Origin of the sequence: Ningiella ruwaisensis, from assembly GCF_004798935.1 — a bacterium.
In the GTDB taxonomy this organism is placed as follows: Bacteria; Pseudomonadota; Gammaproteobacteria; order Enterobacterales; family Alteromonadaceae; genus Glaciecola; species Glaciecola ruwaisensis.
The window spans coordinates 144,070-162,944 of the sequence record NZ_RAHT01000005.1; the positions used below are offsets into that span (position 1 = coordinate 144,070).

Annotated in this window: 15 protein-coding genes and 1 pseudogene; 4 read left to right on the plus strand and 12 right to left on the minus strand. The window is 44.2% G+C overall.

Features of this window, described 5'->3' with window-relative positions; translation table 11 throughout:
- Window positions 1-3 precede the first annotated feature (3 nt).
- The 9 genes and pseudogenes from ccmI to ccmA all read right to left on the minus strand — a co-directional run bounded on the left by ccmI (window position 4) and on the right by ccmA (window position 7,583).
- Window positions 4-1,440: a c-type cytochrome biogenesis protein CcmI gene (ccmI, locus tag D6V41_RS11635; RefSeq protein ID WP_136251696.1), complete on the minus strand. Its 1,437-nt coding sequence runs from the start codon at window positions 1,438-1,440 to the stop codon at window positions 4-6.
- Complete coding sequence (locus tag D6V41_RS11640; RefSeq protein ID WP_241664529.1) at window positions 1,441-2,037, minus strand: cytochrome c-type biogenesis protein; 597 nt, start codon at window positions 2,035-2,037, stop codon at window positions 1,441-1,443. It lies immediately after the preceding gene.
- Entirely contained in the window at window positions 2,034-2,618 is a 585-nt protein-coding gene (locus D6V41_RS11645) for a redoxin family protein (protein ID WP_136251697.1), read from the minus strand. Before D6V41_RS11645 ends, D6V41_RS11640 begins: the two co-directional genes overlap by 4 nt.
- Window positions 2,615-4,687 carry a heme lyase CcmF/NrfE family subunit gene (locus D6V41_RS11650; protein WP_136251698.1) on the minus strand — a complete coding sequence of 691 codons (2,073 nt, stop codon included), beginning with the start codon at window positions 4,685-4,687 and terminating at the stop codon, window positions 2,615-2,617. Before D6V41_RS11650 ends, D6V41_RS11645 begins: the two co-directional genes overlap by 4 nt.
- The gene (gene ccmE, locus D6V41_RS11655; protein WP_136251699.1) at window positions 4,687-5,193 is read right to left on the minus strand and encodes a cytochrome c maturation protein CcmE; all 507 of its coding nucleotides are present in this window, start codon (window positions 5,191-5,193) and stop codon (window positions 4,687-4,689) included. Before ccmE ends, D6V41_RS11650 begins: the two co-directional genes overlap by 1 nt.
- A 10-nt stretch (window positions 5,194-5,203) precedes the next feature.
- Window positions 5,204-5,458, minus strand: a complete 255-nt coding sequence (gene ccmD, locus D6V41_RS18375) for a heme exporter protein CcmD (protein WP_168711029.1) — start codon at window positions 5,456-5,458, stop codon at window positions 5,204-5,206.
- Window positions 5,459-5,545: 87 nt separating this feature from the next.
- Window positions 5,546-6,274 (minus strand): annotated as a pseudogene (locus D6V41_RS11660) (heme ABC transporter permease); the annotation flags it as partial.
- Window positions 6,274-6,942, minus strand: coding sequence for a heme exporter protein CcmB (ccmB, locus tag D6V41_RS11665; RefSeq protein ID WP_136251890.1), 669 nt, complete (start codon window positions 6,940-6,942; stop codon window positions 6,274-6,276). The gene ccmB and the pseudogene D6V41_RS11660, both read right to left, overlap by 1 nt.
- Window positions 6,943-6,944: 2 nt before the next feature.
- Window positions 6,945-7,583 carry a cytochrome c biogenesis heme-transporting ATPase CcmA gene (gene ccmA, locus D6V41_RS11670; protein ID WP_136251701.1) on the minus strand — a complete coding sequence of 213 codons (639 nt, stop codon included), beginning with the start codon at window positions 7,581-7,583 and terminating at the stop codon, window positions 6,945-6,947.
- A gap of 219 nt (window positions 7,584-7,802) precedes the next feature.
- Between ccmA and D6V41_RS11675 the strand changes: the two genes are divergently transcribed.
- Both D6V41_RS11675 and D6V41_RS11680 read left to right on the plus strand, forming a co-directional pair.
- On the plus strand, window positions 7,803-10,322 hold the full coding sequence (locus tag D6V41_RS11675) for a hypothetical protein (RefSeq protein ID WP_136251702.1): 2,520 nt from the start codon (window positions 7,803-7,805) through the stop codon (window positions 10,320-10,322).
- Window positions 10,323-10,334: 12 nt separating this feature from the next.
- Entirely contained in the window at window positions 10,335-10,682 is a 348-nt protein-coding gene (locus D6V41_RS11680; RefSeq protein WP_136251703.1) for an EscU/YscU/HrcU family type III secretion system export apparatus switch protein, read from the plus strand.
- Window positions 10,683-10,752: 70 nt separating this feature from the next.
- Here the strand turns inward: D6V41_RS11680 and recA are convergent, their stop codons facing one another.
- Window positions 10,753-11,784, minus strand: coding sequence for a recombinase RecA (gene recA, locus D6V41_RS11685; RefSeq protein WP_136251704.1), 1,032 nt, complete (start codon window positions 11,782-11,784; stop codon window positions 10,753-10,755).
- Window positions 11,785-12,100: 316 nt separating this feature from the next.
- On the minus strand, window positions 12,101-12,604 hold the full coding sequence (locus D6V41_RS11690) for a CinA family protein (RefSeq protein ID WP_136251705.1): 504 nt from the start codon (window positions 12,602-12,604) through the stop codon (window positions 12,101-12,103).
- Window positions 12,605-12,671: 67 nt separating this feature from the next.
- Between D6V41_RS11690 and mutS the strand changes: the two genes are divergently transcribed.
- Window positions 12,672-15,362 (plus strand): DNA mismatch repair protein MutS, encoded by a 2,691-nt coding sequence (gene mutS, locus D6V41_RS11695; protein WP_136251891.1) that lies wholly within the window; start codon window positions 12,672-12,674, stop codon window positions 15,360-15,362.
- Between the two features lie 7 nt (window positions 15,363-15,369).
- Here the strand turns inward: mutS and D6V41_RS11700 are convergent, their stop codons facing one another.
- Complete coding sequence (locus D6V41_RS11700) at window positions 15,370-16,938, minus strand: alpha/beta hydrolase-fold protein (protein WP_136251892.1); 1,569 nt, start codon at window positions 16,936-16,938, stop codon at window positions 15,370-15,372.
- A gap of 288 nt (window positions 16,939-17,226) precedes the next feature.
- Here D6V41_RS11700 and D6V41_RS11705 point away from each other — a divergent pair, with 288 nt between their 5' ends.
- Window positions 17,227-18,855, plus strand: a complete 1,629-nt coding sequence (locus D6V41_RS11705) for a CTP synthase (RefSeq protein WP_136251706.1) — start codon at window positions 17,227-17,229, stop codon at window positions 18,853-18,855.
- The last annotated feature ends 20 nt before the right edge of the window (window positions 18,856-18,875 follow it).

The window sequence follows — 18,875 nt, forward strand, 5'->3', positions numbered from 1 at the left end:
CACTTACAATTCCTTATTAATTAGCAAACGATGCTCACTTAGTTTTCCTTGCTCTATAGCAAGTTGCGAAATTTCGCCCTGTAGCTCACCACTACTTGGCATAACATCCGCATCTGCTGAAATTCGCGCCGTGATCTTAACATTGTTGGCAGAAGAAAGCGTCACCCCTGGCATCATCGCATCTTCATCAGAAAGCATCACTTGAAGCGGAAATTGGGACGAAAAAGCACTTAAGCTTGTCCGATTCACCGCTAGCGGAACACGCGACTGGTTATCTGCGTTCTGAGCGAATACTATTAGATACCCACTGGCGGGCAACTTGGATTGCAAGGATTTATCTAAATCAATATTTAGTACAAGTTGAGTAGGTGCGTCTTCTGACTGAGCAGACAATTGCGAGTCTTTCTCTTCAATCGTGTTTTCTGAAGCCGCGATTTCAGAAGCCAAGCTTTGCGTATTGTTGCCTTGCAAGATTAGATTCTCCGGTACGCCTATGCTTATAAGTTGCGACACTAGAGATTGATAAAAGCTACTTTGAGGCGAGAGTTGATCGCGGATCATCACAAAATTATTGAGCGCAAGTTCGGTATCGCCAAGTTGAGTGGCTACCACAGTAAGCAACAATCGATAATCACGATTATCCGGTTCAAGGTTGACCAAGTAGGTCACTTGCCGCTTCGCGTTTTCAAGGCTATCTTCTGTACCTTGCGCCATTAGCGCCTGTGCGTATTTTTCTCGTAAGCCTAAATTTCGTGGCTCTATATCCAAAGCCTTTTCAAACGCAGCAACAGACTCTTCCATTCTGCCTATCGCCATTTGTACCTGACCAAGTAAGCGCCATCCTTCAATATCTTCGGGAGACTCGCGAAGGCGTTTGCGGATAACCAGGGCAAATTTGGCGTAATCGTTTGGCGTGACTTCAACACCTGCGCCCAAGCCTGCCTGGCCAGTTATTTTTCGCGTGAGCTCAGCAGCATCCTCTTGAGCTGCCAAATATTCCTGTAATCCATCGAGCTGATTCGCATTAAGATATACCCAAACACCTACAACTAGGGCGGGTATTGCCAATAAGCCGAGCATGGGCCAGTTAATCGCACTCTTTTTATTTGCATCTTGGGTTGCTTTTGAAGCATTTTCTGAAGCACTTTCTATAGCATCGAGCGCGTCTTTATGTATACGCACACCTTGTAGTCGTTCCGTTTCTTCAACAAGTGCCAGTTTTAGTTCCTTTACCGCACTGAGCTTGTCTTTTTCGGAGATAAGTCCTTCTTCGACTTCTCGATCTAGCTCGCTAATACGCTGCTTCACCACGTTAGCATTCGTAACGTGTATACGCTTTATTTTGGCTTTATTTTGTTTTGACGTGAGTAACAGTGGTACAAAAATAAACAAAGTCGACAATGCCACTAGCACCGCCGCTATAATAAAAAATTCAGTCACTTATTCTTCCTTTAACAGCTCTTCTGCTCTCGCAAGGCGAGCCTCTACATCGCTATCATCGACTTGTTTACGTCGTTTGATAAACATAAACAGCATGGCAAATGCGAAAAGAATGGGCACCAACCAAAGCCAGACCGTTGCCGCATTTACAGGGGGTTGATAATGAACAAAATCACCATAACGCTGCTTCATCCACGAAATCACTTCTGATTCATCCTTGCCTTCTCGCATTAATTGGTACACTTTTCGACGCATGTCATGTGCTATCGGCGCGTCAGAGTCTGCGATATTTTGATTTTGACATTTAGGACAGCGTAATTCTTCTGTTAATTTTAAAAAAGTTTTACGATCTTTAGGGTCGGTAAACGCATAATTTTCAGCGTAGCCTTCAATGAATGAAGCCGGTTTGTCAACAACCTGAAATTCGGACCCTTGGGCAGTAATATCCGGCGTGTTTTCTTCGGCATTTTCATTTGTCGCTTGCTGAGCAATTGCAGAATCCGCAAAAATTGCAGAAATTGCGAGAAGAGCCCAAAAGGCAAGACAAGAAAGTATGAACCGCATCGCAAACGGCAGATTAGTTCGATATCGCATCATCCTTCCTCCACCTGCCCTTGAAGTTCATCCAACACAGGTTGAAATTTTGCAGCCCACACCCGCGGGTTTACATCCCCTAAATGATGCACTCGAATGACGCCGTTGCGGTCAACCAAAAATGTTTCGGGTGCACCGGTTACGCCTAAATCGAGCGCCGTATCTCGATACACGTCAAAAATATTAAACTCAAAGGGGTTGCCATAGCGCCCTAATGTTTCTCTCACCTCGCTTCGCACGCGATTAATGGTTTTTGTGCCAAAGTCCGGGTCAATATCCTGATCATAATAAAGCCCCACAAACCGAATGCCCTGCTGACTTAACTCGGTCAAATAGGGTAATTCGATAGCGCAGGTTATACACCATACTCCCCAAACATTGATAAGCGTGATTTCACCATCAAAAATGCGATTATCATAAATGATGCTCTCATCCATGAGGTCAGGCAGTTTAAAAGCAGGAAAAGGCTCTGCCAAAACTTCAGACTCGCGCTCTGTAGGATCTGAAAACAGGCCTTTAAACAAAAACACGCTTAAACCTAAAAACAAAATAAATGGAAGTAAAAACCAGCTTAGACGCTTCATGCCCCAGCCTCACTTTCTTTAGCATTAGTTTGAGCAATTGAGTCCCGAGAAGGCTGCACATTCGCATTGCTGCCTCCATTGCCAGCAAACATATCTTTTACTTTGGCAATTTTTTTAATGCGATAGCGCTTATCTAAAATAGAAAACACACCGCCTATACACATTACAAAAGCACCGCCCCATATCCATACTACAAAAGGCTTGTAATATAATCTGACTGCCCACGCTCCATTATCGAGGGGCTCACCAAGCGCCACAAATAAGTCGCGAGTAAGTGTGGTATGAATTCCGGCCTCAGTCATGGTCATGCGCTGCACTGTGTAAAAACGCTTTTCCGGCTCCAGATGCGATACCTTCTCGCCATCTTTATATACATCAAATATACCCTTATCAGATATGTAGTTAGGCCCTCTGACTTCTTTTACACCGGTAAACTCGACCTCATAATCGGCAATCGTCACGCGCTGGCCAGCTTCCATTCTCAGGTCGCGCTCTAGCTCATAATTACTTACCAAAGTAATACCAATTAGGCATATGGCAAAGCCAACATGACCTAAAATCATGCCCCAATGACTGCGGCTGAGTTTTCCTAGCGAAGCCATAAACGACAAGTCGCTTCTGTTTGATGTTTGTGCAAGCACGCGCTGCCTGACTTCAAGCACAGTCCCAATCAAAATCCAAAAACTCATCACCAAACCAAGTGCTCCCATATAGGTTTGTTCATCGTAAGTGGCATTGATGAGCAAGCCCGCGCTCAAGGCTAAAATAAAGGCGAAGATCAGTTGGTTGCGCAATGCCTCAGGTTGCTGACGCTTCCACCGAGACAATGGTCCAATACCTAAAAACAAAACAAATGGCACAATCAGCAAAGTGAACATTTGATTGAAAAACGGCGCGCCAATTGAAATTGTGCCCAAACCAATCTCTTTGTGTACCAGCGGAAATAAGGTTCCCAACAGCACGACAATGGTCGCGGCGACGAGCAATACGTTATTGCCCATGAGCATCATCTCACGAGAGAAAATATCGTAACGCCCAACGCTTTTAAGCTGAGAGGCTCTAAATGCATAAAGCAGTAAAGATGCACCAATAACCACAACCAGTAAGCCAAGAATGAATAATCCTCTGGAAGGATCGCTTGCAAAAGAATGCACCGATACCAATACGCCAGAGCGAACTAAAAAGGTGCCTAATAAACTGAGAGAGAAAGCGGCAATTGCCAATAACACGGTCCAGGATTTGAAGACTTTGCGCTTTTCGGTCACGGCCAGACTATGCATCAATGCTGTACCAACTAACCAAGGCATAAAAGAGGCGTTTTCGACCGGATCCCAAAACCACCAGCCTCCCCAGCCAAGTTCGTAATAGGCCCACCAACTTCCCAAAGCAATCCCCAAAGTCAAAAATGCCCAAGCTGCAATAGTCCATGGTCTGGACCATCGGGCCCAGGTTGAGTCGAGCTGTCCACCAATGAGCGCAGCAATAGCAAATGCGAAAGCCACTGAAAAACCAACATAGCCCATGTAAAGCATGGGCGGATGAATGATCATGCCAAAATCTTGCAACAGCGGATTTAAATCTCGCCCATCAACAGGGAAAAACGGCAGCATGCTATCGAAGGGGTTAGAGGTAATTAGCATAAACAGATAAAACGAAATGCTCACCATGCCTAACACAGATAATACTCGCGCTACCATCGCCTCAGGTATGCCTTTAGAAAAAAGCGCGACGGCCAAGGCCCATACCGCAAAAATCAACACCCAAAGCAAAAACGAACCTTCATGACCGCCCCAAACGGCTGTTATTTTGTAATAGATGGGTAGCTTGGAATTGGAGTTTTGCGCAACATAATTCAAACTGAAATCGTCAGTAATAAAGGCATAAGTCAAGCAGAGATAGGCAATCAGGGTAAACACAAACAATCCCCACGTGAGCGGGCGCGCCATTTGCATTAAGGTCTGATTATTTGTTTGCGCCCCCCACAGCGGATACACCGCCAGCAAAATAGAGAGCACGAGGGCAATTACAAGGGTAAGGTTACCTATTTCTGGTACAAACTCTGCAAACATTAGTAGCTCGCCTCGTTTTGATTCGCATTTTGTAGTTGGCTTGTTTGATTTTGTTCCGGCTTTTTATGATGAATGCCGAGCTTTTCTGCCAGTTCAGGCGGCATATACTCCTCATCGTGCTTGGCAAGCACTTCTTGCGCAACAATTAAGGTGCTTTGCTCAAGAATACCTGTTGCCACAATGCCCTGCCCTTCCCGAAACAAGTCGGGCAAAATACCGCTGTATCTCACTGTGACTTTGGGGCCGGTATCGATGAGGTCAAAACTTACTGCCAAAGTATCGTTATCGCGCTCTACGCTGCCGGGTACCACTAATCCACCGATGCGTATTCGCTGTCCAATTTGCGGCATAACGCCCGTTTTGTCTTTACCATTGTGGATTTCAGATGGTGTGTAAAACACATCAATACTGTCGTTGAGGGTGTAAAGCATGATGCCGACCGCCGCTGATAGCAATATCAAAATACTCGATGCCGCAAAAAGGCGCTGCTTACGTCTTTTATTCATGCTTTACTTCCTAATTCGTTTCTATCGGATTGGTTTTAACATTTCGGGATTGTTTGCGCTTCTCTCTTGCCGCAATAATGCGAGCCGCTCGCGCCTGCTGCTGAGCAACATAATCGCGCACCGCTTTTGACATAAACTTGCTTTGCCACGCAAGCGCAAGCATGGCAAGTAAACTAACTGCATAACTTAACCACACAAAAAAGCCCCTGCCGCCCATGTCAAAAAAGGCTTGGCCAGAGCTGAATTTAAAGCCTGCTTGCCACATTAAATAGACAAGAACCAAGGCCAGTATAAGACCGGCAATTAAGGCATAAGTTCGCCCGGGAATGCGATGCAGTTTATGTCCAGTGTTGTTTAAAAATTCAGACACCCAAGGTCGATGCGCATCTCGCTTGATTAATTCTGTTTTAAGGCGAATGAGCACTACCGCGCCTATAAAACCCACCATGCCAAGAATAGAAATTACAAGCGGTATCGCCATATCAGCCGGCATGGAAGGTTTGTCAATTTTACTGATACTTGCCGGCTGATGAAGCGTATTCCACCACTCGACAGAATACTTGATAATAGGAATATTAATCACGCCGACCATTGCCATGATCGCGGCCGCTTTTCCGCCTTGTTGTTTATCGTCAAACGACACATAAAGCGCGATAACGCCAAGATATAAAAACAGTAAAATCAGTTGCGAAGTAAGCCTTGCATCCCATATCCAGTAAGTTCCCCACGTTGGCTTCCCCCACACTGCACCTGTAAACAGCGAGATGAAAGTAATCACAGCACCAACAGGTGCGATGGCAATCATTGCAGTAAGTGCCGTTCGCCATTGCCACACCACACCAACAAAAGCCGCTACCGCCATGGCAATATACGCAGTCATTGATTGCGTTGAGCTAGGGACATGAATATAAATGATGCGATAAACATCAAATTGTTGATAATCAGTTGGCGCAAACGCAAGGCCCCAAACCATTCCCAAAGGTAAGGCAACGCATGCTAGCACCATAAACCAGGGGAATAATTGATTACAAAGCTCGTAAGCCTTATCGGGTTTTGCATATGCGTTAAACCATTTCCACATCAATTTTGACTCACTCTTAATGAATAGGCTATTGCCGCAGGCGCGGCCGCTAAGGTAAATAAAGCCAATGCCGCCATGATACCAAGTTGAAAGCCATAAGGTAATTGCAAGGAAGCCGAATCTATCGCGGAAGTGGCAAAAATAAGCAACGGAATAAACAAAGGAATAAGCAAAAGCGCCACTAAGACACCACTTCGTTGTAAACCAACGGTTAAAGCCACTCCTATCGCGCCGATTAAGCTAATGACGGGCGTACCTAAAAGTAAGGTAGCAATCAGCGCGACATACATTGGCAGGCTCATGTTTAAAAACAAGGCTAATAAGGGAGACAATACGAGCAAAGGCACAATGTGCACTACCCAGTGAACGGCGACTTTTACAAGAACAATGGCATAAAGTGGTGTTGTGCTTAAGGTATATTGTTCCAGTGTGCCGTCCATGAAGTCATCACGAAACATGCGCTCCATTCCCAATAAAAGCGATAAAATAGCAGCAACCCACACCACCGCGCCGCTTACACGTTGTAAAATTTCAGGGGATGGCCCAATCGCCAGAGGAAAGAGAGTAATTACCATCACAAAAAACATCAGTGGTTGCATTAACTCTGCCCGCTGGCGATAAGCTAAAGCAAAGTCGCGCTTTGCAAATGAAGTGAGAACGCTCAGCATACTCACCAGCGATACTCCAGAGTAAATTCACGCATGGGGTGCTCAAGCTTCAGCGGTTGATGTGATGTCATCAATACGCTACCGCCTTGCTTTAAAAACGCGGTGATTTTGTTTTCAAGTTGCGCGATGATCTGAATATCAAGTGCGGTCATTGGTTCATCCAGTATCCACAGATTACTATGACCTGAGTGCTCCGAGAGCCACAAGCGAGCCAGCGAAACACGACGCTGCTGCCCGGCTGAAAGATGTTTTACCGGCAACATGTCGAGCCCTTCTAAACCTAAAAGCTCAAGTACTGCAATGATTTGCTCATCTTTCACGCGTAATTGATGTTGCTTACACCAAAAACGTAAGTTCTCAACGGGGCTAAGCAGAGCGCTCATGCCAAGCTTATGGCCAAAATAAAGCAGTTTTTGACTGGCATGCGCAATGTCATCATGAACATTGATGCCATTAATGAATACCTCACCGCTTTGCGCTTGACTCAAGCCCACTAAAATTCTCAGCAGGCTTGTTTTCCCTGCCCCGTTTTCGCCCCTGAGCAACACAAGTTCGCCCGGCGCCAGATGCAAAGACACCGATTCAAACAAGATACGATCTTGTTTTTCACAACTTAAGTTCCGGGCAGATAAAACAGACAACAGCTATTCTCGTAAACTAAAAACGCGCAAATACTAGCATAAAAACAAGAGGCTAACCTACGACAAAGCTGATATAAATTCGTCGGAAAATTCGTGTTTAGTCAACTTTTTTGTGTTTTTTTGATTCAGGTCATTTGTAGTCAAACTGAAGAAACCAGACTGTACACAATCTGTGAAGCAAAGCGCTTGAGCTTTACTCGATTGTGCCGATAAAAAAGCATGAGCGAAAATGCGATCCCTTCCATTAAAACCTTAAATAAACTTGCTGATGCTGCGGCGTCTCAGCATTCTATGGTAAATGGTAACCAGAGTTTAAAGGTAGGCTACAGTAAAACGGCCGTAAGTTTTACTGTGTTAAGCGCAAACGCATCACAAGTTGTTCTGCAAGATAACGCAAATAAGCAGCAATACAGCATTCAGCGAAGTGCTTTGAGCTTTGCGAATGCATCAGACGCTGATGCTGGCAGTAATTTAAACCATTATGCAGGTGCAAATTCACCTGCAATCAAGCGAGCCGATCAGCTTGTTCTAATCAGTGCAAATAACAAACATATTCAATTCAGACTGCTATCTGCCAATCATTCATCAAGCGCGAATGCGGGCCAGCCTGCAAGCGACAAGGGAGTTGCAGGCATCCCCGGTGATAATAAGTTAGCCTCAGTACCTACTCATATTTCTTCTCAACAAAATAACGCGCTTATTAAATCATGGCCAGAGCTTAATCTGTCAGTCACCCATGCAGTTCCACTAAAAGTTAGCGCGCAAAGCACATTTAGTGTGACTGATCCAAAACTCACCGCCTTGGCTCAAAATATCAGTGCCAGTGCCGTTGGCAAGGGCAAGCCACTTATCGAATTAACGCTTGTTGGCAAACTTAAAGCGATTCAAAATGGCGGTAACAACATTTCAAATCTTTTAGTTGCTTTAAATCTTAAGCCAAATGCACTTGCAGCAATTGGTAACAAAAATCTGATTTTGCCAATAGACTCTGCAAAATTGGCTGAATTTTCGATAAAGCCTGGAGCTACAGTAAACATTGAACTGGCAGCTCCGTCTTTTTCTTCGTCGTCTGCTTCAACGACTGCTTCATTAAAAAGCCAGGTGATAAAGTCCTTAGATATTCAGTCGTCAGCGCACAATAAAAGCTACGCGCTTAATCAGAGCGAATTACTTGCAGCCAATAAAAACAATCGTTTTTTGTATGAGGCGTTTCAAAATTTAAGTAAACACATGCTTTTTAGCCATCCATTAAAGCATGCTATAGTGCAAAATTTAAGCAGCCAACTTCTAAATGCGCTGCCAAAAGACTTTGCCCAGCAGATCCGCTCAAACATAGATGTAAATCGCTTGAATGATGCTCGTTTACTTATCGCTAACGATAAGCAAGCTAGCGAAGCGCACAACCCAATAGTTAATCTTAGTGTGGTCGAAAAGCCTCTGATTGTGAATATTGATACGCAATCGCTGATGCAAACAAGCAGCTCAAAAAACACGCGAACAGCTCATTCGGCAAATTCACTGGCTAAACTTTCAGCAAACTTGGGACTTTCTCAGGAAACGGTATCGACTCAAGCAAATGACGCATCTCAGCTATACAAAACAGAGAATGTTGTAAGTTCGGGAAAAGGAATGAACATTGAAGGGCGTTCTGTAACGCCTTCTCAATTTTTGGATGCGGTAAAAAACGCACTGAATCATACCCTTTCGCACTCTGAAAAAAGCACAGAGAATGTAAACAACCTGCTCACCGTGATTAAACAAGTTGGTTTACAAAGTGGCAGTGAGGTGCGACAGTTATTGCTACCACTATTCAAGCAGCTAAATAGCTTGAGCTCGTATGAAAGTTTCTTCAATACTTCAACAAACAGCACTGAAATAAAAAACACTGAAAATAGCGCGAACGATAGTACGAAAAATCGCAACGAACTACTCCAATGGAGCGGTGCCAACGCACTGCGTGAATTATTGAGCGCATCCGCGGTAACTCAGTTGTTTCCGCATAGCTTATCTAATGAAGCGTTCACACAAAAAAGTGTGCAAGCTAGCAGCTTAATTGATGGTTTGCTTAACGTGCTAAAGCTTTCGCTAGCCGCCCAGCATGCCAATAAGCTTGGAAGCGGCGCTTTCGCTACGCCAAGCCCTCAGCAACAAGCGGCAATTGCGCAACTTACACCACTTATCGCACAAGCTCTGCAGGGAATGAAAACGCCCTCTGCGCAGGCAGCGCGAAATACGCAAAACCGTGTATTGCAAGATTTTGCACAAGCGGATCCGCGAGGGAGACTTATAAGCGAAATAGGAAAATTGTTAAGCAGTCACAATACACAAAAATTAAGAAGTGCAGAGGCCACATTACAAGGGGCGGAAACCTATTACTATGCGCTGCCTAATCCATTTAGCAAGCAAGCAAATGACATCGAAATCGCAATAAAACGTGAAAATCCCTCAAATGATAAGGATAGCGCTGAAGCAAATAAAACATGGAAGCTTGATATGAAATTAGATATTGGTAAGCGCGGCATAGTATTGGCGAAAACGCAGATTATTGATACGCGGATCGATTTACATCTATACGCGTCAAACGATGCGCTTAAGCATCAAACCGAGAAGTACTTACCCTTTTTACTTGAACGGTTTAAAGCTCACGGTCTTGAAATTGGCAGACACGCCTGTGACCTGGGCAAATTAGACGCATCTATAATCAAAACAGAATTAAACGTAATGCATACTTATGCTTAACGGAGCTGCTACATGACTAAAGCCAAACCATCAGCTAAAGCGGTCGCACTAAAATATGATGCGAATGTGCCTAGCGCTAAGCGACAATCAAATTCTAAAACTAAAGCGGCACCGAGAGTGCTTGCAAAAGGAAGTGGTGATATTGCTCAGGAAATCATCGCACTTGCTGAGCAACACGGTATTTTTATTCATCAAGACGAGCATCTCACTGAGGTATTGACTCAACTTGATTTAGGGCAGGAAATTCCGGAAACACTTTACCATGTGATTGCAGAACTCATTGCTTTCTCATTTGTGATGCAGGGCAAATTTCCGGAAAACTGGAAGAATATGCATCAGCGAATTGATTTCTTATCTTAATAAATACGTCTTTTAAAAAAAGCAGCTTTGCTCACATTCGTAGATGTGAGCAAAAACTTGCTTGCGCACCTTACTCCGTTGTTTCTGCCTTCGGTTCTTCGGGCTTAACTGTCTTTTTAAGCAAGAGTTCAGCGCGAATTTTGTCTTCGATTTCCTTGGCGATTTCAGGGTTTTCTTTTAAGTACTTAACCACGTTTGCTTTGCCCTGACCAATTCTATTGCCGTTATAGCTGTACCAGGCTCCGGCTTTATCAACATATTTTTGCTTAACGCCAATATCGATTAACTCAGCTTCTTTTGAAATACCTTCACCGTACATAATTTGGAATTCTGCCTGTTTAAACGGAGGCGCGACTTTATTTTTAACAACTTTAACGCGTGTCTCATTACCAACAACTTCCTCTCCATCCTTAATAGCGCCAATTCGACGGATATCTAATCGCACAGAAGAATAGAACTTAAGCGCATTACCACCTGTTGTTGTCTCAGGATTACCAAACATTACCCCAATCTTCATACGAATTTGGTTAATGAAAATACAAAGTGTGTTAGAGCGTTTAATATTCGCCGTTAGTTTACGAAGCGCCTGAGACATCAAACGTGCCTGCAAGCCCACATGTGAATCCCCCATGTCGCCTTCAATCTCCGCTTTAGGCGTAAGCGCCGCAACCGAGTCAACAATAACAACGTCTACTGCACTTGAACGCACTAGCATGTCACAAATTTCAAGGGCTTGTTCACCCGTATCAGGCTGAGAAACCAAAAGGTCTTGAATATTAACGCCCAGTTTTTCTGCATAGATAGGATCTAGCGCGTGTTCTGCATCCACGAATGCGCAGGTCTTACCCATTTTTTGCGCTTCAGCAATAACCTGCAACGTTAAAGTGGTTTTACCGGATGACTCCGGGCCATAAATTTCCACAACGCGACCGCAAGGTAATCCGCCTATGCCCAGCGCTATGTCAATACTCAAAGAGCCGGTTGAAATCGCATCTATATCCATCGCCTGGTTGTCGCCCAAACGCATTATAGCGCCCTTACCAAACTGTTTTTCGATTTGACCGAGTGCAGCATTTAAGGCTTGATTTTTGTTATCGTTCACAATAGTAATCCTTGTTGCGTTGTTTTCTGCGTTATATGCACTACCTGAGATTTTAGAACCGAACATCGCAATGGTCACTTAGCAACCTGCAATATGCCAATACGCTTCGGTCTTAAACATCAACATGCAATCATTTATATCGGAAGTATACTGTATAGCTATACAGTTTCAACGCTTTATTTAGAAAATTTTATAACTGTATGAATTTACATGGAAATTAGTTTTTAACTAAGCATTCCATGGCAAAACTCATCTCTAAATTAACCTATTTTGTGTATACAAACAGTGTTGCATACCCATTATTATGCGATACCTTTTATTGGGACGAAACGATACAGTAGATCAGTTTTTCAAGCGCCAGTACAATAGCCTGTTCTCTTACCTGCTGCCGGTCCCCCGAAAAACAGCGGCTGAAGGTTTGCACACCTTGTGGACTTGCAATGCCAAACCATACCAAGCCCACGGGCTTATCTGCACTTCCGCCACTTGGGCCAGCAATGCCACTAATGGCAACGGCGTAATCTGCATTAGCGCGTTCTTGTCCGCCTTGCGCCATTTCAGTTACCACTTCTTGAGATACCGCTCCAAAATGCTTAAGTGTTTCGCTTTTTACTCCCACTAATTGGGATTTGGCTTCATTTGAATAGGTCACCCATGACTGATTTATCCAGGCAGATGAACCGGGCACGTCGGTGATGGCAAACGCCAAGCCTCCACCGGTGCAAGATTCGATAGTACAAACCGTACTATGCGTTGTATTTAATAAACTACCCAAGCGCTCCGCTAGTTCATATTTTTGTTTTAATTGTGCAGTTAGCATACAAGCTTTTTTAATTGGTGACTTTTGCTTTAGAATACGACTTCACTACAAGAAAACAAGAATAATGATGCCTAATTCCTCCACTAGCGATGTAAACACCTCTCAAAAACATACGCCAATGATGGCCCAATATCTCGCTATAAAAGCCGAGCATCCAGATATTCTTTTGTTTTACAGAATGGGCGATTTTTATGAGCTTTTTTTTGATGATGCGAAAAAAGCTGCAAACTTGCTTAATATTTCTCTGACGGCTCGCGGCAAGTCAGGTGGCGAACCAATCCCAATGGCAGGCGTTCCCTATCATGCTGCTGAAAACTATTTAGCAAAACTCGTCAAAATGGGCGAATCCGTCGCAATTTGTGAGCAAATTGGCGACCCGGCTACCAGTAAAGGCCCCGTCGAGCGAAAGGTAGTACGTATTGTAACGCCCGGGACGCTAACTGACGAAGCCTTAATGGACGACAAACAAGACGCGGTTTTAGCGGCCGTAAATCATCATAAAAATGTATTTGGTATAGCATATATTGACTTGGCAAGTGCACGCTTTCATGTGTTGGACTGTGTGGGAGAAGATGCATTTTTAGCTGCACTGGAACGTATCAAAGTAGCAGAGCTTTTGTATTCTGAAGACTTTTCGTTTACGCATTTGCTTGAGCGCTTTAAAGGTAAGCGGAGACGAGCCGTGTGGGAGTTTGATCAACAAACGGCGTTAAATAAACTTAATCAGCAGTTTTCAACGCTTAATTTAGACGGATTTGGTATTGACGAGTCTTTATTGGCAATTGGTTGTGCGGGCTGTGTGTTGCAATATGTGCACGAAACGCAGCGCACGCAGCTTGCTCATATCACCCGCATTACGCACGACAACCATAGCCAAATTTTGTACATGGATGCCGCCACTCAGCGAAATCTTGAGCTAACCCGTAACTTAAGCGGCTCAACAGACAATACCTTGCTTTCGGTTATAGATAATACCGCAACAAATATGGGCTCGCGCCTGTTGCAGCGTTTTTTACATCAGCCCACTCGCGATGTAGAAGAAATTAAAAAACGCCACATTATCATCGATGCGATTCGCCAGTGTAATTACCATGAATTAAACACAATCATCAAAGAGATCGGCGATATAGAACGGATTTTGGCAAGAGTCGCACTACGTTCCGCCCGGCCGCGTGACTTTTCGCGTTTAAGTCATGCCTTAAATCAACTTCCGGCTTTAAAGGCATGGCTATCGAAGCTTAATCTGAATAGCGCTAATGAAAGCAATGACGAGGCAACAAGTAATCAATTAGGCGCTATCGTGGGTGATTATCAATGCAGAATCAGTGAATTTGCTGAAATGGCTCAATTGCTTAACGACGCGATTATAGAAAATCCTCCCGTGGTGCTTCGCGACGGTGGGGTAATTGCACCAGGCTACAACGAACAGCTGGATGAATTGCGCGACTTAGCGCAAGGCGCGACATCTTATCTTGAAGAACTCGAGCAAAGAGAACGCGTTCGCACAGGCATTCAAACGCTCAAAGTAAATTACAATAAGGTGCACGGCTTTTACATTGAAGTGAGTCGAGCCAGCAGCGATTTAGTGCCAGCAGATTATATTAGACGCCAAACACTTAAAAACAACGAACGCTACATTATTCCAGAGCTAAAGGAGCATGAAGATAAGGTTCTTACCAGTCAATCTCGCGCCCTGGCGCTTGAAAAACGACTCTTCGATGAGCTCTTTGATCAGATCATGCCTGAACTTGAAGCGCTAATGCTTTGCGCCAACGCAGTTGCCAAACTGGATGTGCTGGCTAATTTTGCAGAACGGGCCGATACCCTCAATCTCAACAAACCTATTCTATGCGATGAGAGCCTTATTGAATATGATGCTGGCCGTCACCCGGTCGTTGAAAATGTGATGAGTACGCCCTTTATTGCCAACCCACTTTTTGTGTCCAGTAGTACGCAAATGTTGATGATTACCGGGCCAAATATGGGCGGTAAATCAACCTATATGCGCCAAACAGCCTTAATTGTGCTATTGACCTACACAGGTTGTTTTATTCCGGCGAATTCGGCTCGCATTGGCCCCATCGACAGAATATTCACACGTATTGGTGCAGCAGATGATCTCGCTTCTGGCCGTTCCACTTTTATGGTCGAGATGACCGAGACGGCGAACATACTTAACAACGCCACCCAAAACAGTTTGGTGCTAATGGACGAAATTGGACGAGGTACATCGACCTTTGATGGATTATCTTTAGCTTGGGCATGTGCTGAACATTTAGCCAATCATATCCGCTGCTATACCTTGTTTGCCACGCATTATTTTGAGTTGACACAACTCGCGCAACATTATGATTTTATTCAAAATGTGCATCTAAGCGCCATAGAACACAAAGACGATATAAAGTTCATGCACCAGGTGCAGCAAGGAGCCGCAAACAAAAGCTATGGCTTACAAGTTGCGAAACTGGCGGGAGTGCCTAAACAGGTTATACAAGTTGCAAAATTGAAACTGGCTCAGTTGGAAAACGAGGCCATCGTTAGTCAAAATCTTGGGCAAAATCACGTTCATCATCACGCTGAAAATGCAATTAAAGAGCGTGAGAGTCGAGCAGGCGACAACGCTGAGCCCACTCAAATTAATATGAGCTTGGACAGTCCGCACTGGCTGGAGCAAAAACTGAATACTATTGATTTAGATGCACTTTCTCCAAGAGAAGCGCAAGCGCTGCTTTATGAGTGGAAAAAGCAAATTAGATAAACAGGCTTTAGTTATTGGCCTCAAAGCGTTTCATCATTTGCGAAATAGTATGCTTGCGCATTTCAAGTGAATCATAATCACAATGACCTACTCCGCGTTTAAAAATAAATTCGGCATCGTAGGCAGGTTCGCTTTGTGCTTTTAGCATATCCTCAAAAAAATACATGGCATTATTTAAATAAAAATTATCCATATCGCCCATCCAGATATGAAGCTTGCCAGCAAGCTTTGGACCTAAGCTTGGCCAGTTCTTCTCGGTATGCAATCGCAAGTCATATTTTTTCCAGGCCTCGGCTACCGTTTTGTTAATTTTGCCAGTTTCAGGATCCCAAATAGCAAGCGGTAATCCATCCTCTGAACGGGGACTGTAAACTGCGTTCCAGCCGCCCCACTGACCACCTGATGTCACAAAGCTGTTTGTACGCCCCATCGTGTTTTCCATGCTAATTTCACGCTTTATTGAAAAAATCACATCGCCGTCTTTTTCGCGAAAAGACGGACGCTCCTGATTGTGCTCGTTAAAAAAAGCATTGTCGTCTTCATAAATATTGACTAATTGAAAATAGCGAAAGTCAACGCCATCAGCACTGTAAGACCAGGCCCCGTTAAAAAGGTCAGGATAAAAAATTTGTAAAGCTAGGCTTACCCAGCCGCCAGTGGAACAACCGCTTACAAATCTCCCTTTCATATCATCAACAAGATTAAACTGACTTTCTAAATAGGGAAGTAATTCTTGCCAAGTTGCATCACCATATGGGCCATTGTTTGCGGAGTTGATTTGGTAAGGGTCACCAAAAGGCGCTTCACCATCCAGAAAGACGATGACCATTTGTAGGGTGTTTTCGTCTTGCCAGTAGCGCTGAAAGTCTTCATTTTCGTACAATCTTTGCGCCCGAGTATAGCGGGAGCCATACCCCCCTATGTCAAAAAATACCGGGAAGCGCGCTAAAGGCTTATCAAAGTAAGTGCGAGGCAAGATTACCCCTGCTCGTAAATACATGTCCTCATTCCAAAATTTGCTGAGGGTTTCGCTTTTCAATTTAACAAATTTCAGTAAGGGCTGGTCTTTTGGTAATTCATCAGGGGGGATCTGCTCGTTTAACGTTAATTGCAGGGTAAATTCGCTGCCTTCTTTTACGCTTACTTTTTGAATATCGCTAAAATAATTGCCTGGTGAATTGATGCCAGAATCAAGCGTATTAGTGTCGTAAATCGCTTGCACATACCACTCGCCTGCAGGCAAATCTTCTAATCGCTTGTGAGGAAATCCACCTAGCATGTTGCTAGTTAAAATCAGTTGCTCGTTCAGGCTTTTAAGATCAATTGCAAATAAAGGCTCGATGTTCTGAGTTGGCCATGCACTGTAAAATCGCGGCGCTTCCTCGTCAGAGCGCGAAAATACAATGTGTAATCTTCCCGCCTGCTCGAGTACTTGCTTATTCTGCGCTTCAGCCGGCGAGACCTTTATACTTATTGAAGACGGGTTCGATAAATTTTCAGCGCTAACGAGGTTTACACTTTCAAGAAGCGTGAGAGAAAAGCAAATGCTTAAGTAGAGCCCGAAGCATTTGCTCATGGTTTGATAAGCCTTTATGTTCATTTTTTATCTCTGTTTAGAATTTTGATTAAAGCGCGCAAAAACAGCTTGTCTGACTCTAGCACAATAAGTCCTTTGTCTTGAAGTACAAGAAAACGCAGTTTGTAATTTACTCAAGGGTCATCTTCTAGGTATACTATGCATCCAACAAAGGTGAAGTTCTTTTCACTGAATATGTAAATCAATCTCAGCTTGTACATCTTTACTTGTAAAGATGCTTTTTTTATTGATTTGCACATCATTTAAACGCTTAACGCTAGGTTCAACATGACAAACTACATATTCGTCACAGGTGGTGTTGTATCATCACTCGGAAAAGGTATTGCCGCTGCCTCACTCGCCGCCATTTTAGAAGCCCGTGGTTTAAAAGTGACCATGCTCAAACTTGACCCATATATCAATGTTGACCCAGGCACCATGAGTCCTATTCAACATGGCGAAGTTTTTGTTACCGATGATGGTGCTGAAACTGACCTGGATTTAGGCCACTATGAGCGTTTTATACGCACGCGCATGACCCAGCGTAACAATTTTACCACCGGCCGCGTATATGAAGAGGTGCTTAGACGCGAACGTCGCGGAGACTATTTAGGCGCCACTATTCAGGTAATACCGCACATCACCAACGAAATTAAACGCCGCATTATTGCGGGAGCTGAAGGTAATGATGTAGCCATCGTTGAAATTGGCGGTACAGTAGGTGATATCGAGTCGCAACCTTTTATTGAAGCAATTCGTCAGCTTGGCACCGAAATTGGTCGCGAGCGCGCCATGTACATGCACCTCACCTTGGTGCCTTTTTTAGCGGCATCTGGTGAAGTAAAAACCAAACCAACGCAACACAGTGTAAAAGAACTGCGCTCTGTTGGTATTCAGCCAGATATTTTGGTGTGTCGCTCTGAATGCCCGCTTCCCAATAATGAACGACAAAAAATCGCCCTGTTTACCAACGTTAATGAAAAGGCCGTTATCTCTTTACGTGATGCTGACAGCATCTATCGTATCCCCGCTGCATTAAAAGCACAGGGGATGGATGAGCTGGTTGTTAAGCGCTTTGGCTTTGACTGTCCGGAGGCAGATTTAAGCGAGTGGGAACAAGTACTGTACGCCGAGTCTAATCCAACAGGTGAAGTAAACGTGGGTATGGTGGGCAAATATGTTGAGTTACCAGACGCCTATAAGTCGGTAAATGAAGCGCTCAAACATGCAGGACTCAAAAACCGCAAAACCGTCAATATTCATTATATCGATTCTCAAGACATAGAAAGCAAAGGCGTTCAGCTTTTGCAAGAACTTGACGCTATTCTGGTCCCCGGTGGATTTGGCGAGCGCGGTATTGAGGGTAAAATTGCAGCTGCAAAATATGCTCGTGAAAATGACGTGCCTTATTTGGGCATATGCTTAGGCATGCAAATCGCCTACATTGAATTTGCCCGCAACGTTGCAGGAATGGAAAAAGCAAATAGTACAGAGTTTGATCATGACACACCATTTCCGGTCGTCGGTTTGATTACAGAGTGGTTAGATGCTGACGGCAGCACAGAGATCAGAGATGTTTCGACTGATTTAGGTGGTACTATGCGTCTTGGTAGTCAGCTTTGCCATCTTAAAGAAGGCAGTAAAGTGGCAAAAATGTATGGCGCGACTGAAATATATGAACGTCACCGTCATCGTTATGAAGTCAATAATAACTTACGACAACAGATAGAGGATGCAGGATTAACGGTTAGCGGATTATCGACCGACAAGCGCTTGGTAGAAGTCATTGAGCTTGAAAATCATCCGTGGTTTGTAGCCGGACAGTTCCACCCTGAATTTAATTCTACCCCTCGCGACGGGCACCCTTTATTTACAGGTTTTATAGCGGCAGCAGCAGAGCATAATAAAAAGCGTTAAATATACATCTAGATATATAA

Excerpts from the sequence above, each read along its gene's own strand:
- D6V41_RS11675 (WP_136251702.1), top strand. The coding sequence starts at position 7,803 with ATGAGCGAAAATGCGATCCCTTCCATTAAAACCTTAAATAAACTTGCT.
- D6V41_RS11700 (WP_136251892.1), bottom strand. The coding sequence starts at position 16,938 with ATGAGCAAATGCTTCGGGCTCTACTTAAGCATTTGCTTTTCTCTCACG.
- D6V41_RS11645 (WP_136251697.1), bottom strand. The coding sequence starts at position 2,618 with ATGAAGCGTCTAAGCTGGTTTTTACTTCCATTTATTTTGTTTTTAGGT.
- D6V41_RS11650 (WP_136251698.1), bottom strand. The coding sequence starts at position 4,687 with ATGTTTGCAGAGTTTGTACCAGAAATAGGTAACCTTACCCTTGTAATT.
- D6V41_RS11690 (WP_136251705.1), bottom strand. The coding sequence starts at position 12,604 with ATGCTAACTGCACAATTAAAACAAAAATATGAACTAGCGGAGCGCTTG.
- mutS (WP_136251891.1), top strand. The coding sequence starts at position 12,672 with ATGCCTAATTCCTCCACTAGCGATGTAAACACCTCTCAAAAACATACG.
- D6V41_RS11640 (WP_241664529.1), bottom strand. The coding sequence starts at position 2,037 with ATGATGCGATATCGAACTAATCTGCCGTTTGCGATGCGGTTCATACTT.
- D6V41_RS11705 (WP_136251706.1), top strand. The coding sequence starts at position 17,227 with ATGACAAACTACATATTCGTCACAGGTGGTGTTGTATCATCACTCGGA.
- D6V41_RS11680 (WP_136251703.1), top strand. The coding sequence starts at position 10,335 with ATGACTAAAGCCAAACCATCAGCTAAAGCGGTCGCACTAAAATATGAT.
- ccmD (WP_168711029.1), bottom strand. The coding sequence starts at position 5,458 with ATGTGGCAAGCAGGCTTTAAATTCAGCTCTGGCCAAGCCTTTTTTGAC.
- ccmB (WP_136251890.1), bottom strand. The coding sequence starts at position 6,942 with ATGCTGAGCGTTCTCACTTCATTTGCAAAGCGCGACTTTGCTTTAGCT.
- ccmE (WP_136251699.1), bottom strand. The coding sequence starts at position 5,193 with ATGAATAAAAGACGTAAGCAGCGCCTTTTTGCGGCATCGAGTATTTTG.